This window comes from Bradyrhizobium sp. AUGA SZCCT0176 (assembly GCF_018130145.1).
Classification (GTDB): domain Bacteria; phylum Pseudomonadota; class Alphaproteobacteria; order Rhizobiales; family Xanthobacteraceae; genus Bradyrhizobium.
Genome location: NZ_JAFCMB010000012.1, coordinates 163,234 through 182,273 on the forward strand (window position 1 = coordinate 163,234; position 19,040 = coordinate 182,273).

Annotated in this window: 18 protein-coding genes and 2 pseudogenes; 14 read left to right on the forward strand and 6 right to left on the reverse strand. The window is 58.4% G+C overall.

What is annotated here, in order from left to right; translation table 11 throughout:
* Window positions 1-411: a hypothetical protein gene (locus JQ600_RS37640; protein ID WP_249136077.1), complete on the reverse strand. Its 411-nt coding sequence runs from the start codon at window positions 409-411 to the stop codon at window positions 1-3.
* 1,160 nt (window positions 412-1,571) lie between these two features.
* Here JQ600_RS37640 and JQ600_RS25280 point away from each other — a divergent pair.
* Together JQ600_RS25280 and JQ600_RS25285 are read left to right on the forward strand one after the other, a co-directional pair.
* On the forward strand, window positions 1,572-2,078 hold the full coding sequence (locus JQ600_RS25280) for a hypothetical protein (protein WP_249136078.1): 507 nt from the start codon (window positions 1,572-1,574) through the stop codon (window positions 2,076-2,078).
* 784 nt (window positions 2,079-2,862) lie between these two features.
* Window positions 2,863-3,186: a hypothetical protein gene (locus JQ600_RS25285; RefSeq protein ID WP_212490136.1), complete on the forward strand. Its 324-nt coding sequence runs from the start codon at window positions 2,863-2,865 to the stop codon at window positions 3,184-3,186.
* A gap of 30 nt (window positions 3,187-3,216) precedes the next feature.
* Here the strand turns inward: JQ600_RS25285 and JQ600_RS25290 are convergent, their stop codons facing one another.
* Window positions 3,217-3,699, reverse strand: coding sequence for a hypothetical protein (locus JQ600_RS25290; RefSeq protein WP_212392161.1), 483 nt, complete (start codon window positions 3,697-3,699; stop codon window positions 3,217-3,219).
* Between the two features lie 1,010 nt (window positions 3,700-4,709).
* Between JQ600_RS25290 and JQ600_RS25295 the strand changes: the two genes are divergently transcribed.
* Window positions 4,710-4,949 (forward strand): hypothetical protein, encoded by a 240-nt coding sequence (locus tag JQ600_RS25295; protein ID WP_212490137.1) that lies wholly within the window; start codon window positions 4,710-4,712, stop codon window positions 4,947-4,949.
* A gap of 33 nt (window positions 4,950-4,982) precedes the next feature.
* Window positions 4,983-5,273 carry a hypothetical protein gene (locus JQ600_RS25300; protein WP_212270011.1) on the forward strand — a complete coding sequence of 97 codons (291 nt, stop codon included), beginning with the start codon at window positions 4,983-4,985 and terminating at the stop codon, window positions 5,271-5,273.
* A 704-nt stretch (window positions 5,274-5,977) separates the two neighbouring features.
* Here the strand turns inward: JQ600_RS25300 and JQ600_RS25305 are convergent.
* Both JQ600_RS25305 and JQ600_RS25310 read right to left on the reverse strand, forming a co-directional pair.
* The gene (locus tag JQ600_RS25305; protein ID WP_212490138.1) at window positions 5,978-7,162 is read right to left on the reverse strand and encodes a cytochrome P450; all 1,185 of its coding nucleotides are present in this window, start codon (window positions 7,160-7,162) and stop codon (window positions 5,978-5,980) included.
* A 442-nt stretch (window positions 7,163-7,604) separates the two neighbouring features.
* Window positions 7,605-8,507: an ABC transporter substrate-binding protein gene (locus tag JQ600_RS25310; protein ID WP_212490139.1), complete on the reverse strand. Its 903-nt coding sequence runs from the start codon at window positions 8,505-8,507 to the stop codon at window positions 7,605-7,607.
* A 457-nt stretch (window positions 8,508-8,964) separates the two neighbouring features.
* On the opposite strand from JQ600_RS25310, the gene JQ600_RS25315 reads away from it, so the two are divergent.
* Both JQ600_RS25315 and JQ600_RS25320 read left to right on the forward strand, forming a co-directional pair.
* Entirely contained in the window at window positions 8,965-10,005 is a 1,041-nt protein-coding gene (locus JQ600_RS25315; RefSeq protein WP_212490140.1) for a patatin-like phospholipase family protein, read from the forward strand.
* Between the two features lie 3 nt (window positions 10,006-10,008).
* Window positions 10,009-11,460: a GntP family permease gene (locus tag JQ600_RS25320; RefSeq protein ID WP_212270024.1), complete on the forward strand. Its 1,452-nt coding sequence runs from the start codon at window positions 10,009-10,011 to the stop codon at window positions 11,458-11,460.
* 9 nt (window positions 11,461-11,469) lie between these two features.
* On the opposite strand, the gene JQ600_RS37450 is transcribed toward JQ600_RS25320, so the two are convergent.
* The gene (locus tag JQ600_RS37450) at window positions 11,470-11,886 is read right to left on the reverse strand and encodes a hypothetical protein (RefSeq protein WP_312011170.1); all 417 of its coding nucleotides are present in this window, start codon (window positions 11,884-11,886) and stop codon (window positions 11,470-11,472) included.
* Here JQ600_RS37450 and JQ600_RS25325 point away from each other — a divergent pair.
* The 4 genes and pseudogenes from JQ600_RS25325 (at window position 11,815) to JQ600_RS25335 (ending at window position 13,720) form a co-directional block, all read left to right on the forward strand.
* Entirely contained in the window at window positions 11,815-11,988 is a 174-nt protein-coding gene (locus JQ600_RS25325) for a hypothetical protein (RefSeq protein WP_312012244.1), read from the forward strand. The genes JQ600_RS37450 and JQ600_RS25325 overlap by 72 nt on opposite strands.
* Window positions 11,989-12,471: 483 nt before the next feature.
* Window positions 12,472-13,081, forward strand: a pseudogene (locus JQ600_RS25330) (amidohydrolase family protein); the annotation flags it as partial.
* Window positions 13,082-13,140: 59 nt separating this feature from the next.
* A pseudogene (locus JQ600_RS37000) lies at window positions 13,141-13,281 on the forward strand (integrase); the annotation flags it as partial.
* 145 nt (window positions 13,282-13,426) lie between these two features.
* The gene (locus JQ600_RS25335) at window positions 13,427-13,720 is read left to right on the forward strand and encodes a MaoC/PaaZ C-terminal domain-containing protein (RefSeq protein ID WP_249136080.1); all 294 of its coding nucleotides are present in this window, start codon (window positions 13,427-13,429) and stop codon (window positions 13,718-13,720) included.
* A gap of 320 nt (window positions 13,721-14,040) precedes the next feature.
* Here the strand turns inward: JQ600_RS25335 and JQ600_RS25340 are convergent, their stop codons facing one another.
* A complete protein-coding gene (locus tag JQ600_RS25340; RefSeq protein WP_212270027.1) occupies window positions 14,041-15,012 on the reverse strand; it encodes an ABC transporter substrate-binding protein in 972 nt (323 codons plus the stop codon).
* Window positions 15,013-15,575: 563 nt separating this feature from the next.
* On the opposite strand from JQ600_RS25340, the gene JQ600_RS25345 reads away from it, so the two are divergent.
* The 4 genes from JQ600_RS25345 (at window position 15,576) to JQ600_RS25360 (ending at window position 18,481) form a co-directional block, all read left to right on the forward strand.
* Complete coding sequence (locus JQ600_RS25345; RefSeq protein ID WP_212000735.1) at window positions 15,576-16,049, forward strand: phasin family protein; 474 nt, start codon at window positions 15,576-15,578, stop codon at window positions 16,047-16,049.
* Window positions 16,050-16,234: 185 nt separating this feature from the next.
* Window positions 16,235-17,422, forward strand: a complete 1,188-nt coding sequence (locus tag JQ600_RS25350; RefSeq protein WP_212000733.1) for a 6-phosphofructokinase — start codon at window positions 16,235-16,237, stop codon at window positions 17,420-17,422.
* Between the two features lie 257 nt (window positions 17,423-17,679).
* Window positions 17,680-17,955 carry a hypothetical protein gene (locus JQ600_RS25355; RefSeq protein WP_212000731.1) on the forward strand — a complete coding sequence of 92 codons (276 nt, stop codon included), beginning with the start codon at window positions 17,680-17,682 and terminating at the stop codon, window positions 17,953-17,955.
* A 244-nt stretch (window positions 17,956-18,199) separates the two neighbouring features.
* Entirely contained in the window at window positions 18,200-18,481 is a 282-nt protein-coding gene (locus tag JQ600_RS25360) for a hypothetical protein (RefSeq protein WP_212270380.1), read from the forward strand.
* Window positions 18,482-19,040: the final 559 nt, after the last annotated feature.

Here is a 19,040-nt window from a genome sequence, read left to right on the forward strand (position 1 = left end):
TCAGACGTTAGCGGTCTCATACCGAGCTGCAGGTTGAGACGCTCGAGGCTTTTCCTCGATTGGGCTTGCAGGCAATTGCAGTACGGTAGCCCTCTGCCCCGCAGCGAGGTCAGTGACAAGAACGATTGTACCGTTTGAGAATTCCAGCGCGTCGTGATGTTGGTATGGCTTATTGAGGTTTATTTGGCGAAAGCGCGCGAGTCGATCGCCGATGCTCTTGCAAAACATGATGCCATCAGTTTGAGCGTCATTCTCGAATGCTATCTCGGTCCCAGGACGAAGGCAGACCGCGACTTTCGAATCGTCTGGGCTCGCAAAGCCGTGAGTCCCAGTAGAAAAGTTGGTCGAGACCAACGTTTCCGCGACCACCGCGGGTCGTGTCGCGACCGCATGTAAGCTGTAATCGCACATGGATGCGCCTCCTATAAAGCGTCACCCCCAAATCACGAACCTCCAAACCGATTTGGTTGCGAGGTGCGATGATGGGGGATCAGTAGATTCCCTATCCCTCCGGGAGTCGACCTAAGAAACATTAATTCGGCGAGCCCCAGAGGCCTAACCGCCCGGACCGCGCGTTGAGGAGCCGATCCCACTGCCGGACCAGCGAATGCTGGTCGTCGAGCATAGCGGGGCCCCACCATGATGGCCCGCATCGGCGTCATGCGGGCGTTGAACCGGAGCACCGCAGCGAGGATAAGGCCGCAATGAAAAATAAGCCTTGCGTTCGTTCAACAGGACGCGCTCAAATCATGGCAATAGAAGAGAGGCGTAGTGAGTGGGAGAACGGCGATGGGCGCAATTGGAGCGGTTTTTCAGCCCGAGCTAATCAAATTGATGAGGGCAGTCCTTGACGATGCCACGGCAATACTCCCCGAGGCAAAGCGCACGTCGACGATGAAAGCCGAAATCGCGTCTAACATTCTTGCATGTGCCGCGAAAGGCGAGCGGGACCCGATAGCGCTGAGAATGGCTGCACTCTCGGCCATCGTGGAGTGTACTCACTATTCGCACGATATCTCTCCGGAGCGCAGGTTGGTCTAAAACATAAAAAGCCGCCCGGGCATGACTCCGTGCGGCTCCTTACGCGACTGCCGGTTTCCCAGTTCCGTCGCTGCTGCCATAATAACCGTCGAGTGGTGCCACGGTTCCGGTGTGTCGCAAGAAAAGCCCGCCGGGCGTGAACCGGCGGGCTACATATCGCGTCGATATCCTCAGCGCTCAGCGTCTCACGGACTAGCAGCGCGGCCGCTACGCGCTGAATTGCTGCCCGGTGATGCCTTACCAACCTTCGGGTTGTCGCTCGCATGCGGGGCTCTCTGCGTTCCCATTGGTCGGGAGTGATGTTGGCGTCGCTGGTCTCGGACATCCAGTCGATCTGATATCTATCGTCCCTTGCGCAGTTGCCCGATGGCTTGGAACAACTGTTCGCGCGTTGTGTCTGTGGGGAAGTAAAGCCCGCCGGTGCTTTCGGCTGGCATAGGTGTGCTATTCTCAGAAGTAACCTGACCCATGACTTACCTAATAGTTTGGGCCAGGCCTGTCGCGGTGTTCCTAGCACCTCGGCGGGCCGCTTGGTTTTTAAGCAGATTTATGGTACAACCAAATATATGAAAAAATCAAGTGCGGTTGCACCAAAAAGGCGCGGTCGACCTGCTATCAAAGGTGGCAGAGATCCACATATTGCTGCCAGGATGCCGCCCGCCCTGATCGCAGCGGTTGAGGCTTGGGCAGAAACCAACAAAACCAGCCGCTCTGACGCCTTCCGTCGGCTGGTCGAGTTGGGGCTCACTGTAAAGGCGAAACCGAGGCCAACCGGGCGACTTAGCGCCGCTCTCGTTGCGGACTTAGCCGTTGAGGCAATCGACAGCTTGGGGACGAAGGTCAAAGCGCCTGCGCGGCCGGCCGGCAAGCCGGGCCGGAGGTTGCGCGCTCAGGAGCTTGCCACGAAGGCGATCGAAAAGATTATCGATCCCGCGGCGGCCTCTGAAGAACAAGCCCAGCGCAGGCGGCGGCTAACCAAGGGGCCTCCGGAGTTTCGTGAGGCTCGCCTTGATCAGCCGAAGGCGAAGGGGAAGTGAGCACGGCGGGCAACGACGATAAAAGCCCGCTTATCGATCTCGTTAGCTGCATCGTATGCAATCAAACAATGAGGCTCGAAAAAAGCTCCCCCGACGCTGAAGGAATTGACATCATTCAATATCGCTGTGACCTGTGTAACAGAATTGAGCAGGTGCGATTATTGCGCCGAAGTCGAGTTTCGACGGACTGATCCAGCGATTTGCCAACCCCTCAGGATCTGCGCACGGGACGCGCCGACCGCGAAACCATCGATCGAGGGGGTTTGGCGAGGGTCAGCTTCGCCCCGCTTGCAGTATATCGCGCTCGTTCCGGAGGAACGTTTCCCTGGTGCTGCTTGTTGAACATCAGGGGCGTTTGGAGACACAATGCAGGAAGAGTGCAATTCTAGTCCGGATCTGGGATTGGGTACGACTGTGCTAGCGATAATGGGTGCAACTGCGTTGGTAGCTGTTCTCTTTCTATTATCACCATGGAACGTCTCCCACATCGCATCGCAGACAAGTCCGCGGACGTTGTACGTGGCTGTACCAACGCAATAGATGAACAAGAGAGTGGTGCACAAAAAGCCCACGCTAGCGCCGGTCAGCACCAAGGCCGCCGCTTCGGACAGAAAGTCCCGCTGCACATCGCCAAAGTGGCAGCACTCGTTATCGGTGGCCTGATTTGATTTCAGCCGCCCTCTCGGCCTGTTCCCTAGGGAACAGCGCCACGAGAACTTATCCGTCAATGTCGCAATCAGCCGAGGCAATGGTGCCCGGGAGAAAAAGGAACCAGGAGAGCGACATGAAATGGGATTACCAGATTGAGGCAGCCGAACGCTCCGACTGCTGGCACATCTTTTATGGTGACGTTCAGGTCGGCACGATCGCGGTCCAGTCAGGGCTGCCGGTCAAGGCCAAGCAATGGAGATGGGACGTCGGCTTCTACCCGGCATCACATCGCGGTCGTTCCCGTAGCACGTCAAGTTTCAACGAGGCGCGGGCCGGCTTTGAATCTGCCTGGAAAGCCTATTTCCCGCGATGCACCGAAGGTGACTTCATCGAGTACCGGCGCCAACGCGCCTGGACGGCATGGAAATACGCTATGCACGGTCGCGACGAGCGATAGCGAATTCCGTAGCTAGCCATCGTGGGGCGGCTAACGTGACCGCCGCTTTCGTCCCGCATTAGGTGAGGATTTGACTCGTCTCTGGATGCCGATCAAGCGCATCATCGTGGATCGCTGAGAGATGGGCTGTGGTGCAGCCACTTCGGGCACATGTTGACCTTCAGACGGCGGCGGCGAAGCCTCGGGCGTCGGTTCGAGGTGTGCTGTAACGGATGCCGGCATAAACTCCGCAGTAATGGAGGGTGTTTCGGACATCGCCGAGGCTGGAGTTTCGAGTGACAATAGAAACGCCCGGCCCGCGTCGGTAATCTGCCAACCGCCACCATCGACAGTCACGAAATGCGAACCGAAGATACTTAGGCCAGGCGCAAGCGCAGCTAGCCGCTTGGTTCGATCGGTCCAATCGGGGCCACTGGAAATGAGAATAGAAACCTGTCGCGTGAGTTCGGCGAGCGTTGCTCGCCCATCAACTTGACCGGCCAACACCTTCAAAACCGTGATCTGAAAACTCACGTGCAGTCTCGCGCGCGCCCCGGATAAAAACAAAAAGCCGCCTCCGGGACGATCGGGGGCGGCTTTTCGATTACGCAATTACAAGCCCGGTAAGGCGACGATCAGGGTGGCAATTATTGGTGAACAAGAAGTTGACGAATTGAGCTAATCCCAGCTTTTCGGCCGTTAGCAGACTGCAACCGGAACCGGCGCGTTCCGGTCGCCGGCGGGTCTTGCTCCGCCTATGCGACACAGCTCTCAGGATAAAATTAAGCGTCGACTTGAACTTTGGGCGCTCGAAGCCGTCGCTCATCGATGCAGCGATCCTTCACACATCGGGGATCACGTAGTCGTCTTGGTCACGCTGAGAGATCGGCCACAGATCGAGCTACCGTTTAGTACCAGCGTCCTCGGCCGTACCAGCCGCCGCCGCCAAGCAGCAGGACAAGAAGTACAATGATGAGAAGTGTGGTGGTATCCATGCGTCTTACTCCGCCTGCTGCATAATTGCGCAGCTTGGAATTCTAGCTATGACAACGTTTAGCCGGTGGTCTCGGTTCCAAGACCTCGCGGGGCGATGGGGTTACGTTGGGCAGTATTCGCTATTCCGCGACCAGGCATGCGGCGCCATGCGCTGGCGCGCCGCTGCGTAACCTCCGACAAGCGAAACCATCATTGCGAGAAAATCATAATGATCATGAATACAAATACGAGCGCACTCGCGGCGACCCCATAAATTAGATCGCCGCGTTCGCGTTTCGTCATGCTTTTGGATCCCAAAGGTCAGGTCCCTCTCTCCCAAGAGTGGCCATACGACCGGTTGATCGACCGTGAAAGGATGGCTTGAGCTACGGGGTGTTCCGCCCGTTGAACAGCCGCGGCGATTGGGACGCCGTGCGAATGCCCAGCCTAAATCGAGGGTCGCGGCTCTCGCAAGTGGAACTCAAATTGCTCTTGCTCTGTTAGGTATGGGCCGCGCGGCTTCCCAACCATTCAAGGCCGGCGCACCGTACAATTGCCGAGCCAACCCTATGCCCAAGATCCGCGTTTCAATGCCGGAATTGCAGCGCCGAGCGTTGTTAGAAGTTAGAAAGCAGCCCGGCTGTCATAACGTCCAGGAAATAGCGATCAATCGTGTTGCAAAGCACGCTGAAAATAACTGGTCGCTCTGTGTGCTCGCAGCGGGCGCGGCAGATGCCAATACCGCCGCGCGCGCGGCGGTTCACGTCCAAACTATTTTGCGCCGGGACTATGATCTGCTGACGGATTGATCTGTAGGTCCATAAAAGGAAGGCGGAGATCAAATGGACCACCGCTTCACATTCTCGATATTCACGATTGAGATCAACGGCAGGCCAACGCTTGCGCTGCAAGCTAAGAGGCACAAGGACGCGGAACGTCTTTGCGAACACGGCCGGTTACGCACAAAGTTGAGTACAATCACGTCTCATGGCACCCCGTTGTGCGATGCCAGCGCCACGATGAAGGTCAGGTTGGCTACTGCTGAAGAAGCAGTTCTTTATCGGCAAGCAACGCAATCGACCGAGCCATCAAGTGACACTAGCATCGTGTATCTTGTGGATCTCGATGGATAGGCCAACTTTGGACCAAACATTAGCAGGAAGAAGAAAAAGAGGGCCGAAGCCCTCTTTCAAGATTGGTACCGACGATAGCCCCGATGGTATCCGTAGCCGTGACGTACATAGGGGCGGCGGACGACGTAGGCCCCGCGCCGATACTCGGGCCTTGTGCGGACGCAACCGCGCGGACCGCAGACCACTGCAACGCTCTCGACGTTCGAAGACTGGAACTGTCCCAGGGGGCCAGCGGCATTGCTGAAGCGGTTCCGGTCGAGAACGCTGCGCCACCCAACGTGGCCAGTGCGAGAAGTGCGAATCTAAGTTTCATCAGTTTCCGCCAGTATAGTCTCCGCAGGAAGCGTAGAGGGTCCTCTGTGAATGAAGGATGAGTGCGAAGATTAAATCGCGGTAATCAGCCGGCAACTGAAGAGTCCGCTCTTGCTTCAACAGCGCGGACATCTAGGGCGTGACCGGTGGACGACCGCTTTGCTGCGCATTACGGACTCAACTCGGACATCGAGCTAGGTCCGAAGAGTGCCAACATGCGACATCTCGATGTTATTCAATCACCTCGCCAGCTTGCGCGGCCAGGACCCGGCGAGAGCTGATCTATGCGAAGAACCTGCCGCGCAACTCGCCGGCAAGCTGCTTGCGGGGAATTGCGGACGATCTGCGGCAGCGGATGAGGCAAAATAAAACGCCTCTTCCTCGCGCCGTTCCTATTGCAGGAGAATCGGCAGATTGAGCGGGCCGCGGAAACCGAATCCGTGCCAGCGCACGCCCGCGGGATCAGGCAAGGTCATGTTGGGGAAGCGCTCGAACAGCATGGGCAGCAGGATCGCGCCAACGGTTCGCCGCGACAGGTGCGCGCCCGCGCAGTGATGCGGGCCGTTGCCAAAGGCCTGGTGAGGATTGGGCTCACGCAACCCGTAATAGTTTTCGCCATCGTCGAAGACGTCCTCGTCTCGATTGGCCGACGCCTGGATCGTCATAACGGTGTCGCCTTTCGGGATGAAGCAGCCGCGGATCTCCGTGTCCTCCATAACGAGCCGCGAACTCGCCTGGATCGGCGCCACCCACCGCACCCCTTCCTCGAAGGCGGAGCGCCATTTGTCGCCTGCGCGCACGGCGTCAAGCTGATCCGGATTGGTGAGCAGGCCGTAGAGGATCGTCAGCAGGACGTCGCGCGGCTCGTTGATGCCGCCGCCGATCGCGATCTTCACATTGGCGATCATCTGGCTTTCCGGAATCGGATTCTTCGCGTTCACCATGAAGGAGAGCGCTGAGGAATCCGGTTCGGCCCGCACGCGTTCGGCGTTGGCGCGAATACATTTGTCCATTTCCGCATTGGCGATGTCGGTCGCATCGAAAGGCCCCGGCGTCCAGCCGAAATTGCCGGCGCCGTCGATCAGCGTCTGCGACCATCGCTGCATGTCCTCATCGTTCGCGTCCGGAACGCCCATCGCATGTGCCAGAATCCGTGCGGCAAGCGGTCCTGCGAGACCGGGAAAGAGATCGACCACCTCACCGCGCGGCAGCCGGTCAAGATACGCCGCGGCCAGTTTCGCATACAGCGGCGCCCAGACGGATTCGATCGTCTTTGGCATCAGGGCCGGCATCATCGCCATGCGTTCGGTCCGGTGCTCGTCATGGTCCTTGCGCATCAGCGTATGCGCGAGAAAGGCGCGCTTCATGGGCGTGTTCGGGTCGTCGGAGCTGAACAACGCCGCGTTGTCCTTCACGTATTTGGTGTCGACGGCCTTGGTGAGGAAGGTGCGGCCTACGGATTTGACCCGTAATACGGGTGCTTCGCGTCTCAGGCGCCGGTAGATCGGATAGGGATCGCGCGAGAGCTCTTCGATCGTGATGGTCTCGTCCAGGGGGGCCAGGCACACGGTCGGCATGGGGTGATCCTGTTGGTTGTTGGCCAGCATGTGCCGAGGCGGAGCATATTGGCAGCCGAGAAACAGCGCAATCCGGCATCCGCCGCACCGGCAGGCGCGAAGCCGGCACGCTCCTCCGCCGCGCCGGAACCGAATGAGAGAAGAATTCAGGACCAAGCCTGATTATACCGGGAGAAAAACCGGCATCGACAGGGACAAATCGCGCCGTTGAAGGTAATGCATGCGAGCGACGACAAGCCTGCTCCCTAGCGGATTTGAGGAAGAGGGCGTCACCTTTTGGCTATCCGCGCGAGCGCGTGTTCCGGCAGGCGGCCAGAGTCCGTTGTGGGTCAAACTGAGAAGTCCGGGTTGGCCACCGGGAAGTCGGCTTTGCCTTCAAGAACGGACATCGACAGACCGGTCCCGTTGGTCTGGTTCGTGCCATCAACGGAAGTCGGTCCCCTCATTCGATCACCTCGTCGGCGCGGGCAACGAGTGTCGGCGGCAGATCAAGCCCGATTTGTTGGGCGGCCTTTGTGTTGATGATAAGCTGAAACTTAGTGGGCTGATAAAAGGGAATTTCGGCGGGATTTTTGCCTCGCAGTATTTCGGCGACCTGGCCTGCCGCGTATCGAAACGCATCGAGTAAATCGATACAGTAGGTCATAAGCCCACCCGCTACGGCGAGATCGCGGAACGGATACATTGTCGGTATTCGAGCGCTCGCGGCAAGGCTGGTCAATGTTTTGGCATTCGCATTATGGTCCGGTTCGTCGGAGACTAGAAGTGCATCTATTCGAGCGTTTCTCATCGAGGCGAACGCCGCTGCATAGGTCGCTTCGTTAAACGAATTTCCGATGTCCACATGAGTTATCGCAACCTTTGCCTGTTGCGCCGCCTCTCGCACTGCCGCGCCCGTCGGTCTGCTCCAATTGTCGGACGATGAGAGATACCCAACTACAGATACGTTCGGCCGCGCTTCGACCAGCAAAGCCAAACGTTTTCCATAAAGCTCCAAACCAGCGTCAACGGTTACGCCCGTAAAATTGGTCCCGGGTCGAGCCAAGCTCGACGCGAGCCCAGCGGCGACCGGATCATCTATTGTCGCAACAATCGGAACGGTTGTTGTCATGGCTTTGAGTCCTGCTACCATCGGATAGCCGCTCGTGAATATGGCGTCTGGGTTAGTGGCCACCACAGTTCGCGCGAGATCGGCATAACTGCCTGTACGGCCACCTCCTGAATAGCGATCAACAATCAGGTGTTCTCCCTCGACAAAGCCGCGGCGGCTCAATTCGTCGAGGAATGATCGAAAATAAGGATGAGTTTTGAGCTGCTCAACAGGACGAGCGGGTGAGATTATCACGATCCGCTTTCGTGGTGTCGATCTATCGGTCTGAGCGCGAGCCTGTCTAACTAAGGCTAAGGCGGCCACTGCCGCGCCCGCGACGAATTCTCGCCTTCGCATGTGCCCCTCCAACGCCTGTGGGGCCGACAGCCTAACACATTTTCCCGACCGTTTGGGACATAGTGGCGCGGCATATGTCCGAGTTGGGTCATCCGCGTCGGTTTGACCGGACCACGGCGACTTCCGGTCTATCCCCGGTGAACGGACATTCTTAGGATAGGCACCTAGGGCGAGATGCAGAAGCTAGTAGAAGTCAAGGTCTGCTCGATCAGCTGAGCCACCGCCTTCCTGGGACGAAGACGATAAATTATTCTTCGAGAGGCAGCTTGCCTGCTTGACCACAAGCGATAGGGTTCATGGAGGCGAAAGCTCATCTCTGTTGAACGTGAACACTTGTCGCAATCCAGGAGCCGAGATGCAGACGATCTCTTCCCATGCTGATCGCGAAACCGTTCTGGTCGACTTGGCCCTGCAAGGCGGCGGCTCTCACGGCGCCTTCACATGGGGCGTGCTGGAACGCCTCCTGGAAGAGCAGTGGCTCAAGATCGAAGGCATCTCAGGCACGTCGGCCGGAGCGATGAACGCCGCGGTTCTGGCCGACGGCTTTGCCGAGGGCGGAGCAAAAGGCGCGCAGGCGGCGCTTGAGACCTATTGGCGGCATGTGTCCGAAGCCTCACGCTTCAGTCCGTTCCAGCGCAGTCCGGTGGACCGCATGCTGGGACGCTGGACCATGGACAATTCGCCTCTGGTCTTCATGCTCAATACGATGTCCCGAATATTTTCGCCTTATGATCTCAATCCGTCCGGCTCTAATGCGCTGCTGCCGGTCCTGGAGGAAGGAATCAATTTTGAGCGGCTGAGGAATTCTCCCATCAAGGTGTTCATCACCGCCACCAACGTGCGCACCGGGCGACCGCGCGTGTTTCGTAATGCCGATATCACGCCGGACGTGCTGCTCGCCTCGGCGTGCCTGCCCACACTATTTCAGGCGGTGGAGATCGACGGCGAGAGTTATTGGGATGGCGGCTATTCGGGCAACCCGACCTTGACCCCGCTGGTCACCGAACTGGTTTCCGACGACACCATCATCATCCCCATCAACCCGGTCGAACGCCCCGGCACGCCGACATCCGCCTCCGAAATTCTCAATCGGCTGAATGAAGTATCGTTCAACGCCGTGCTGATCAAGGAATTGCGCATGATGGCGCTGCTGCGCCGGACCGCGGATCCCGGCAACGGCGAGGGCGCGCAATGGGCCAGGATGCGCGTCCATCTGGTGCGCAACAAGATCATGGATACGCTCGGCTCTTCCTCCAAGATGAACGCGGAATGGGACTTCCTCACCATGCTGCGCGACGAGGGACGCAAGGCCGCGGATGAGTTCCTGACCGAGCATGGAGGCAGCATCGGCAAACGCTCCTCCCTCGATATCGACCGCATGGTCGAAGGCGTGTGATCCATGGGGCTTCTCGGAATTCTCCTCGCGCTCGGACTGCTCATTTGGCTGGCCTATCGCGGCTGGAGCGTACTCTTGCTGGCGCCCGCGGCGGCGCTGATAGCGGCTGCGATTTCGCGCGAACCGCTGCTGGCGCATTGGACCCAAACCTTCATGAACAGCGCCGCGCAGTTTATCGCGCAATTCTTTCCGCTGTTTCTGCTCGGCGCGCTGTTCGGCAAACTGATGGACGACAGCGGCTCGGTCGATGCCATTGCACGTTTCATGACCGAGAAGCTGGGCCCGCGCCGCGCGATTCTGGCGGTGGTGCTTGCCGGTGCGATGGTGACTTATGGCGGAGTGAGCCTGTTCGTCGCCTTCTTTGTATTGGTTCCGATGGCGCAGGCGCTGTTTCGCGCCGCTGAAATTCCACGACGGTTGATGCCTGCGGCAATCGCGTTGGGCACCTCGACCTTCACCATGACGGCGTTTCCGGGGACGCCCGCTATTCAGAACGCGATCCCGATGCCGTTCTTCGGAACCACGCCGTTCGCGGCGCCCGGCCTTGGTATCATCGCCTCGATTATCATGTTCGGATTCGGACTGTGGTGGCTTGACCGGGCCGAAGCTGCCGCGCGAAAAGCGGGCGAAGGCTATGGCGGCGCCGATGTTGCGCCCGGTTCGATTGCGGACAACGAGATCATTCGCGAGCGCGCCACCACAGCGCGCGAATTCGATCCGGCGGAGCTGGGCCGTGGACGCCATAGCGATGCCGCGGTACCGATTGCCGTGGCTATGCTGCCGCTCGTTGTTGTCGTGGCCATGAATCTCACGATGTCGCTGGTCATCCTGCCGCGCCTCGATTTCTCCTTCCTGACCGAGGAGCGTTGGGGCGGGACTTCGCTGTCTGCAGTGGCAGGTGTGTGGTCGGTGGCAGTAGCGCTGGCAACCGCCATCCTGGTGCTGATCGTGCTGAACTGGCAGCGGCTGCCGACCTTGCGCGCGAGTATGGATGCCGGCGCCAATGCGTCGGTATTGCCGGCCTTCAGCGTCGCCAGCCTCGTGGGATTTGGAGCCGTCGTCGCGATGCTGCCGGCATTTGCGGTTGTGCGCGACTGGGTACTGTCGATCGGCGGCGGACCGCTGGTCTCGCTCGCGGTGGCAACCAACATCCTTGCGGCGCTGACCGGCTCAGCCTCCGGCGGCATGACCATCGCGCTCGATGCGCTGGGGTCAACCTATATGCGTATTGCCGCGGAGCAGGGCATTGATCCCGGCTTGATGCACCGCGTGGCCGTGATTGGCTCCGGCACGCTCGACAGCTTACCGCATAACGGCGCGGTCGTGACGCTGCTCGCCGTCTGTGGATCGACGCATCGCGAGAGTTATCTCGATATCGTAATGGTTGGAATCGTTGGCGCGCTCTTCGCCCTGGTGGCGGTCATCATTCTGGGATCTACCTTTGGATCGTTCTAGGGTTGAGACTCATAAGCACGTAGCTAACGATCCCATCACGACCAACATCAATGTCGACGAATCGTTGAGTAAACAGGTCAGGGTCGCAGCGAGTTTTTCTTGTGCCTCGACAGCAGCGTTAATAAAATGGAACTCAAAGAGGAAGCGCTGCAGCGCAACAAGATCGCAAAGTCTCGGCCAATTTGTGAGAAGCGGGGACGGAAAAGCACGTATCGGAAAGTCCAGCATCAGAGGAGTGCCCCAATGCGTCGGATTGTATTTTCGCTGCTCTTCCTGGGTATGGCGATGACCATACCGTTGGAGGACGCACTCGCGCAGAGTTCTACAGCACGTGGCGCGGTATCTGGAGCGATCATCGGAGGCGCCGTAGGTGGCCGCCGCGGTGCAGCTGTCGGTGCAATCGCCGGTGCGGCGGCGGGAAGCCATCGGCGGCATTCGCGCAGCCATTATTATTGGCGCCAGGGTCGTTGCTGGGTCCGCGCATCAAGCGGCAGATCGCATCAGGTATCGAGCCGGTATTGCCGCTGACTTCTGCTTACCTCCGTCGCTCGCAGCGCATCCGACGCAAATGCTGCTTCGCGCCCTCCATCTGAAGCGGAGTTAACATTCGCGGTTGGACCGATAGGCGTGCAGATAGCTGACAGAACGCGGCCATGAATGAACCTAATTCGCCACCAGGTGAAATAGCTAAAGATCACCCCGCCGATTCCGGCAGGGCAGACCTTTTACAAAAGCAACTGCCGGTGTTTTTTGATCGGTCTTGCGATGACCTTCTGGTTACGTCAAGGCGACCGGCATCCTGTCAAGCCGGAGTTGTAGGCCAGCCTGGAGGTGACCCATGTTCTCCCGAACATCTTTGACCGACACCCCTTTAGCCAGTCACGCCTGCCGGAAATCCAAGCTTTGACGCGGCCTCTTCGCCGCCCTGCCCCGCCAACTACCGAAATTGAGATCGAAGGAAACAAGATGAAAAATACGCTTCGACAAACCTTCCTTGCCTCAGTGTTCTGCATGTTCGCAATCGGATTGTGTCATCCAGCTGATGCACAGGAAGGATCATCAGTAACTCTGTTCGAGAATGTCCGCATCTTCGACGGCAAGAGCGACACGCTTTCCGCAGCATCGAATGTCCTTGTTCGGGGGAACGTCATCGAACGTATCTCGATCGCCCCGATTGCGGTTGATCGCCGCGCCGACACGCGCATCATCGCGGGCGGCGGGCGCAGCTGATGCCCGGCCTGATCGACAATCATTGGCACACCATGCTGATACGGCCAACACAGGCACAGGCGTTCGGTGACGTCGGCTACAACAATCTCACGGCTGGCGCCGAGGCGACTGACACACTCATGCGCGGTTTCACCACCGTTCGCGACCTTGGTGGACCGGCGTTCGGTCTCAAGAGTGCCATCGACGAGGGCATCGTCAAGGGCCCAGCATCTATCCATCCGGCGCCATGATCACCGTTACCAGCGGGCATGGGGACTTCCGCCAGTTAACAGATCTGCCGCGGACGATCGGCGGCATGCTCTCCCGCATGGAGCAGATCGGCGGCGCCGTGGTCGCGGACAGCCCTGACGAGGTGCGCGTGCGCTCGCGGGAACAGCTCATGCAGGGCGCCTCCCGAAGTTCAGCTCTACGAAGTGCAAGAGCATCTCGACGGCCAGATGAGCGCGTATCGCCGACCTGATCTATCGACGGACCGGCAATCTCAGGGCTGTCCAGCTCTTGCTCGGGCACACCAAGATCGAAAGCACGGTGAGATATCTCGGCATTGAGGTCGATGACGCGCTGGCAATAGCGGAACAAGTGGATGTCTGAAATACCCGGGCAGAGCGGACATGCTCTGCCCGCCCTTCGACAGCCGGTTCGTGCTACAAGCGGACTTATGCACTGCAACAATCTCCGCTAAGGGTTATAATCGCGCCGCCCAGCCGTACCTGCTTCCATCGCGCGGGATGAACCCATGACCTACTGGTATTTTGAAGACGCTGAAACTGATACGATCCGCAAGGCTGGTCCGTATCTGGTCTCGAAGGAAGAGATCATCCAGTTCGCGAAGCAGTACGACCCGGTACCCACTCACGTCGATGAGGAGGCTGCAGCACATTCAATTTTTGGAGGATTAACCGCATCGGCCTCCCACACGTTTGCAATCTACAGGTCGCTTACACCCAAGCTCCAGCCTCGGCTCCATGGCCTCGCCGGATTGGGTTGGGATGAGCTGCGAGTGCCGAACCCGAGTACGCCCGGGAGATAAACTCGACCTTGAAGCGATTGTTCTGGAGAAGCGGGAGTCGAAGTCGAAACCCGACCGGGGCATCGTGCGCTTCCAGATTCGATTGCGCAATCAAAGGAACGAAATCGTCCTGCAGTGCATAAGCAGCATTCTTGTTGCGAGGCGACCGAGCCCTTGACGACCAACCGTCCGCGTTGACCAAGGCCACGTCCACATGTCCGCTTTGGGTCATTCGGGTCTTTTCGGGTGCTGGCCGACGACTTCCAGTCTGCCCCCGGAAGCGGACATCGTCAGCCAAGCCTGGCAGGTCCGAAAAGTGCCAATCACGGAAGTCGGCGGACCTATTCGATCACCTCGTCGGCAATGGCCAGCAACGACGGCGGTATTACCAAGCCGAGCGCCTTTGCGGTTTTGAGGTTGATGACGAGCTGAAATTTGGTTGGCTGCTCGACAGGCAGCTCGCTGGGAGTGGTGCCTTTGAGAATTTTGTCCACATACTCGGCAGCGCGGCGATACATGTCCCTTTGACTTGGGCCATACGTTATAAGAGCGCCTGAGCGCACGGCACCGACGCTCCCGCTCATCGCAGGAAGCCGAAGTCTGCTCACCTGATCAAGGACGGCGGCCCGGAGGTTGGCGGTAAGCGGGTCTTCGATGACAAACAGGCTTGTCGCACCGGACGCAACGAGTGCGTCCATTCGGGCAGCCGTGAACTCTGGGGGCCTTCTCACCTCCAGGAGTTCGAGCCGGATACCTTCTCGGTCCGCAGCCACCCTCAATTCCTTCAAGGCCAACGCGCTGTAGGGGGTATCGGGGTTCAAGAGCACACCGACGGCTCTCTGGCCTGGAACGCACGTCAGCAACAGTTGAAGCTGTTTGCCCTTCAACTCGGCAGACTGGCCGCTCAGGCCCGTCACGTTGCCACCGGGCCGCGCCAGAGTTTGCACGAGACCCGCCCCAATCGGATCACCGACGGTCGCAAACACAATGGGGATGGTGGCGGTTGCAGTTTTGAGCGCCTTTGGTGCGAGCGTACCCCACCCCGCTACAAGCACATCCGGCTTTGCACGCACAAGTTCTTCGGCCATTGCGGCAAGTCGCCCGGGGTCTCCGTCGGCGGATCGATGCTCGAAGTTCAGGTTTTTTCCCTCGACATAGCCGAGGTCTCGCAGCGGTCCGGTGAATTGAGAAGCATCCTCACCTGTATCCAGCGTGAGCAGCCCGACACGATATGTTTTGGATTGTGCGTGTGCCGAGAGCGGCCACGCACCCGCTGTGCCAACAATGAGACCGATAAATTCACGCCGTTTCATGAACGCGTCCTGTACCGAGGAGGAACTATCATAGTATCGGCTCGGCAACGGAGCGCCAATGTCCGTTGTGGGTCATTGTCGGAAGTTAGTGCGCGCGTTGGCGACGTCCGCTCCACCCCTGTGAACGGACATTGTCAGCCCAGCGGCTAGGTCCGAAAGGTGCCGGACTAATTCTGACCTGCCAAGGAATCGGCTGTCGGTTCCAAGCCCATCCACTAATTCGTCAGAACGGGTGTCCTAATCCCATGAAATTTAGGATGATTTTGAAACCGAATCCAAAATCACGATTTATCTTTGCAAACAAGGAAGATGGCCAGGGCCGACGACGAATCGCTAAAACCGAAAGACTTTCCAGTTCACGCGAACTAAGAAGTCGTCAGGAACGACGGTAACACTATCGCTGAAGCGCGCGTCAAGAAAACTGCAGAAGACATTGCGGAGCGCTTAAACGCGGAGGAGGACCTTCGCGAAAGTAGACCGTTGGTCGGCAAAACATTCCCAGCACGGATTCTGCCATCGGCGTACGTCTTCCTCCTTCCTCATGCAAAACAAAGGTCTGAAAAATGGCAAACCAACCAACGAGTGACAACTATTCCGGTAAGTTTCCGGATTCCGTGCCGTTTTTTGATTTCGCAGGGTTCATCGAAATGAGCCGAAACACGCTGACAGAAACGGTGAAGCAGAACTCGAAATTGAGCACAACCCTGCAAGCTCTCGGTAAGGAATGGACCGAATTCGTCGGAGCGCGTCTGCATGAAGAGTCGCAGTTGCTCCAGACACTTCGTGAGTGCAGAGAGTTGCCGAGTATGCAACGCGCATATCTGCAATTTTGGGAAAAAGCTCTTTCCCAGTATGGCGAGGAAGCGCAGCGCCTCATGCGAATAACTCAAGCCGCCATGCAAGAGGCCGCCCATAGTGCGCAAGAGCGCCTTGAAGCCACAAACGGCGGAAACGCTCATGGCAGCGGGGCCTCTAGCAACTCTATGCCGCCGTCACCGACGAAGAAGGTCAGTCCTTCCCCTCGTGAGAGAGTGTAGCGGACCCATCGTGGGAGAGCGTAGCAGACCATTTCGCAGTGACCTCTTCAACCTGGTAGCCCCGGCGATCTGAGACCGGCATAGGCTAAAAACCTTAGGACGATCGTTGGGTCGAGTCTGAGTGATATTTTTCATTTGAACTGGCGAGGTCGCAAATTGCGACATGCCAATCCTGGGAGGTGGGCTTGGCGAGAAAACGCATCGGCATTCTCACGGGCGGCGGCGACGTCCCCGGCCTTAACGCTGTCATCAAGAGCGTCACTTATCGCGGCAGTGAGAACGACATCGAGGTCATCGGCCTCCGCCGTGGTTGGGAGGCCCTCACGCACCTCAACCTGGAGGACCCGGCCAGCAAATCTCACTACCTCATGCCCCTGAATCGTGAAAACACGCGCACCATCGACCGGAGCGGCGGCACCGTGCTGCACTCGAGCCGCATCAATCCGTCCAAAATGCAAAAGCTGCCCGAACATCTCGTCGGCAAGGACCTTCCGGTCTCCCTAAGTACCAGGGGCGGCGGCGCAACCAAGACGTGGGACCTCACCGGCCAGGTGCTGGCGAACCTCTCGGGGCTCGGCATCGAACACCTGATCGCCATCGGCGGCGACGACACGCTTAGTTATGCCGCCAAGCTCAACGAACTCGGTGTCAAGATCATCGCCATCCCGAAGACGATGGACAACGACGTCCGCAACACCGAGTACTGCATCGGCTTCTCGACCGCGATCACTCGCGCCAGCGCAGCTATCCAGCGGCAGCGAACCACTGTCGGCTCGCACGAGCGAATTGGCATTTTCCGCGTCTTTGGCCGCGATGCCGGATTTACCGCGCTCTACACCGCGTACGCGACCTCGATCCGATGCGTCATACCGGAGTACAAGGTCAATCTCGACAGATTGATCCAGTTGCTCCTTGAAGAGAAGCGCGCCAACCCGAGCAATTACGCGCTGATCGTGCTCAGCGAGGGCGCCGAGTGGGAGGGCTACAAGCTGCAGGAATACGGCGAGCCCGACGCCTATGGTCACCGCAAGAAGGCCAGCGTGGCGGAATCGCTTGCCGAGGAGATCAAGCAGCGCGTTGGAGAAGAGACAATCACCTCTGACCTTACCTACGATTTGCGATCGGGCGAACCTGACTTCATCGACAAGCTTGTAGCCCTGACTTTCGGCAACATGGCCTACGATGCCATCCTGGAAGGCAAGACCGGTCTCATGTCGGCTCTGGTAGAGGGCCGTTACGACCTCGTGCCCATCCCTGACCCCAAGCTGGGGCCTCGCAAATTGGATGTCGCCAGCACATACAACACGGAGCGCTACCGCCCTACCTACGGCAACAAGCTGGGGCTGCCGGTCTTTCTCAACCGCGCGTCATAGGGTGCCAGGCGGTAACCGCCAAGGACGTCTCCTATGGGGCAGCCTCGGAAGTAGTGCCCGGCCAGATGGGTCTGCCGACGCGGGTGTCAGGGCCTCGTGCCGAGATCATGAAGGGGTCAGGGCCATGGAGATCGAACGCACTACATTCGGCACCATCACGATTGACGGAACGACGTAGTTATCCGGCGATCGCGTGTAGCGCGAGTTGGTCAAAGCGTGCCCAATAGAGCCCATCAGGGCTCCACTAAGAGGGCAGCGTGTTGCAATCCATATCCAAGATTCCCGGTCGCTATTATCTGGCAGTCTTTGTGCTGGCGTTCGCGACACTTTCCTACCAGATCCTGATAACGCGCTTCTTCAGTGTTATGCTCCATCATCATTTCGCATTCGCGGCCATTTCACTTGCCATGCTAGGGCTCACCCGCGGAGCGATGGAGGTCTACGGCAAGCCCGACCGTTATGCCACGGAGCGGGTTGGCATCGATAATGAAAGAGGCCGCCTCATCTGGCGGCCTCTTTGCCTTGCGATCTAGGCCCCCGCCTAGCTTTGAAGTCCGACCCTCTCGATGGGCATCTGCAATTCGGCAGCCCGTTCTTTCCGTTCCTTCTTGGAAAACTCGTGCTCGCGCTGCTCGAAAGCCGCAAGTTCCTTTTGTGCCGCTTCAAGAAAGCGGTCGCGTGGTGTCACTGCCAACTGAGTGTGCCTTGTCATTATTACGCCACCCATTGCTACCCCAGCGCCCAACCTATCCAACTGCGGGAACCTGGGAAAGGTTCGTGACGGTAAAATTACGGACTGATGAAATCGGGACACAGTGCCCACCTGAGGCGGCCTTAATTCTTGTTCGTGAACTTCGCGATCTTCCGCGTTCCGTCCCACAGCTCTACATCATGGCCGTCAACGAGCCGCTTGGCGCGCTCTTTGGCGGTGTCATCACCATCGCATTCGATCTCAACGCGATCAACGATATGGCCGTCCGAGCTGATCAGGAAAGCGCGGTAAATGTGCTGCATGTCATACCAGCCCGTGAATCGGTGCTGGAAAGTAGGGCTGGGTAAAATCGAGAACAAGTTAACTTTGTACCTTTACTTCAAATCCCTTGTTGAGTTGTCGCAGCGGAATGAACCTGCTGCATGAGGGACAGGCCATGGCGGTGGCACCGCAACCGCACGCATATTTCCCTGACCATGGCCGGTCAGGGTGGGCGTCACAGACGCACCGCGTTTCATCGCATACGAAGCACCCTATCGACTTAATCACTGCGCTGCCTCCCTATTCTGGCGGCTTCAGTCCGGGTGACGAAATCCAGGCGGTAATGCTGGCGGCGGTTTCTGCCTCGCGGGCTTTGCGTAGAAGCGTCTGCCGCTTCGATCCCGGCTTCAGACTTTTGGCGGTTTCCCTAAGTTTGATTGCCTCTAGGGCTAACCGCTCGTCCAAAGGGTGATCGTGTTCAATGTGCCGTCGCTCCGACATGGGAACCTCCGTCGCCCCATCCCAAAACTCTCATTCCCCCGACGCGGTTCCCGATTCAAAAGGAGCCACTGCTAAAGTTGTAAAGGGGCCACTAGCCATCGAACGGAATGGAAAGGGGCCAGCACCTGAGGAGATATGGGAATG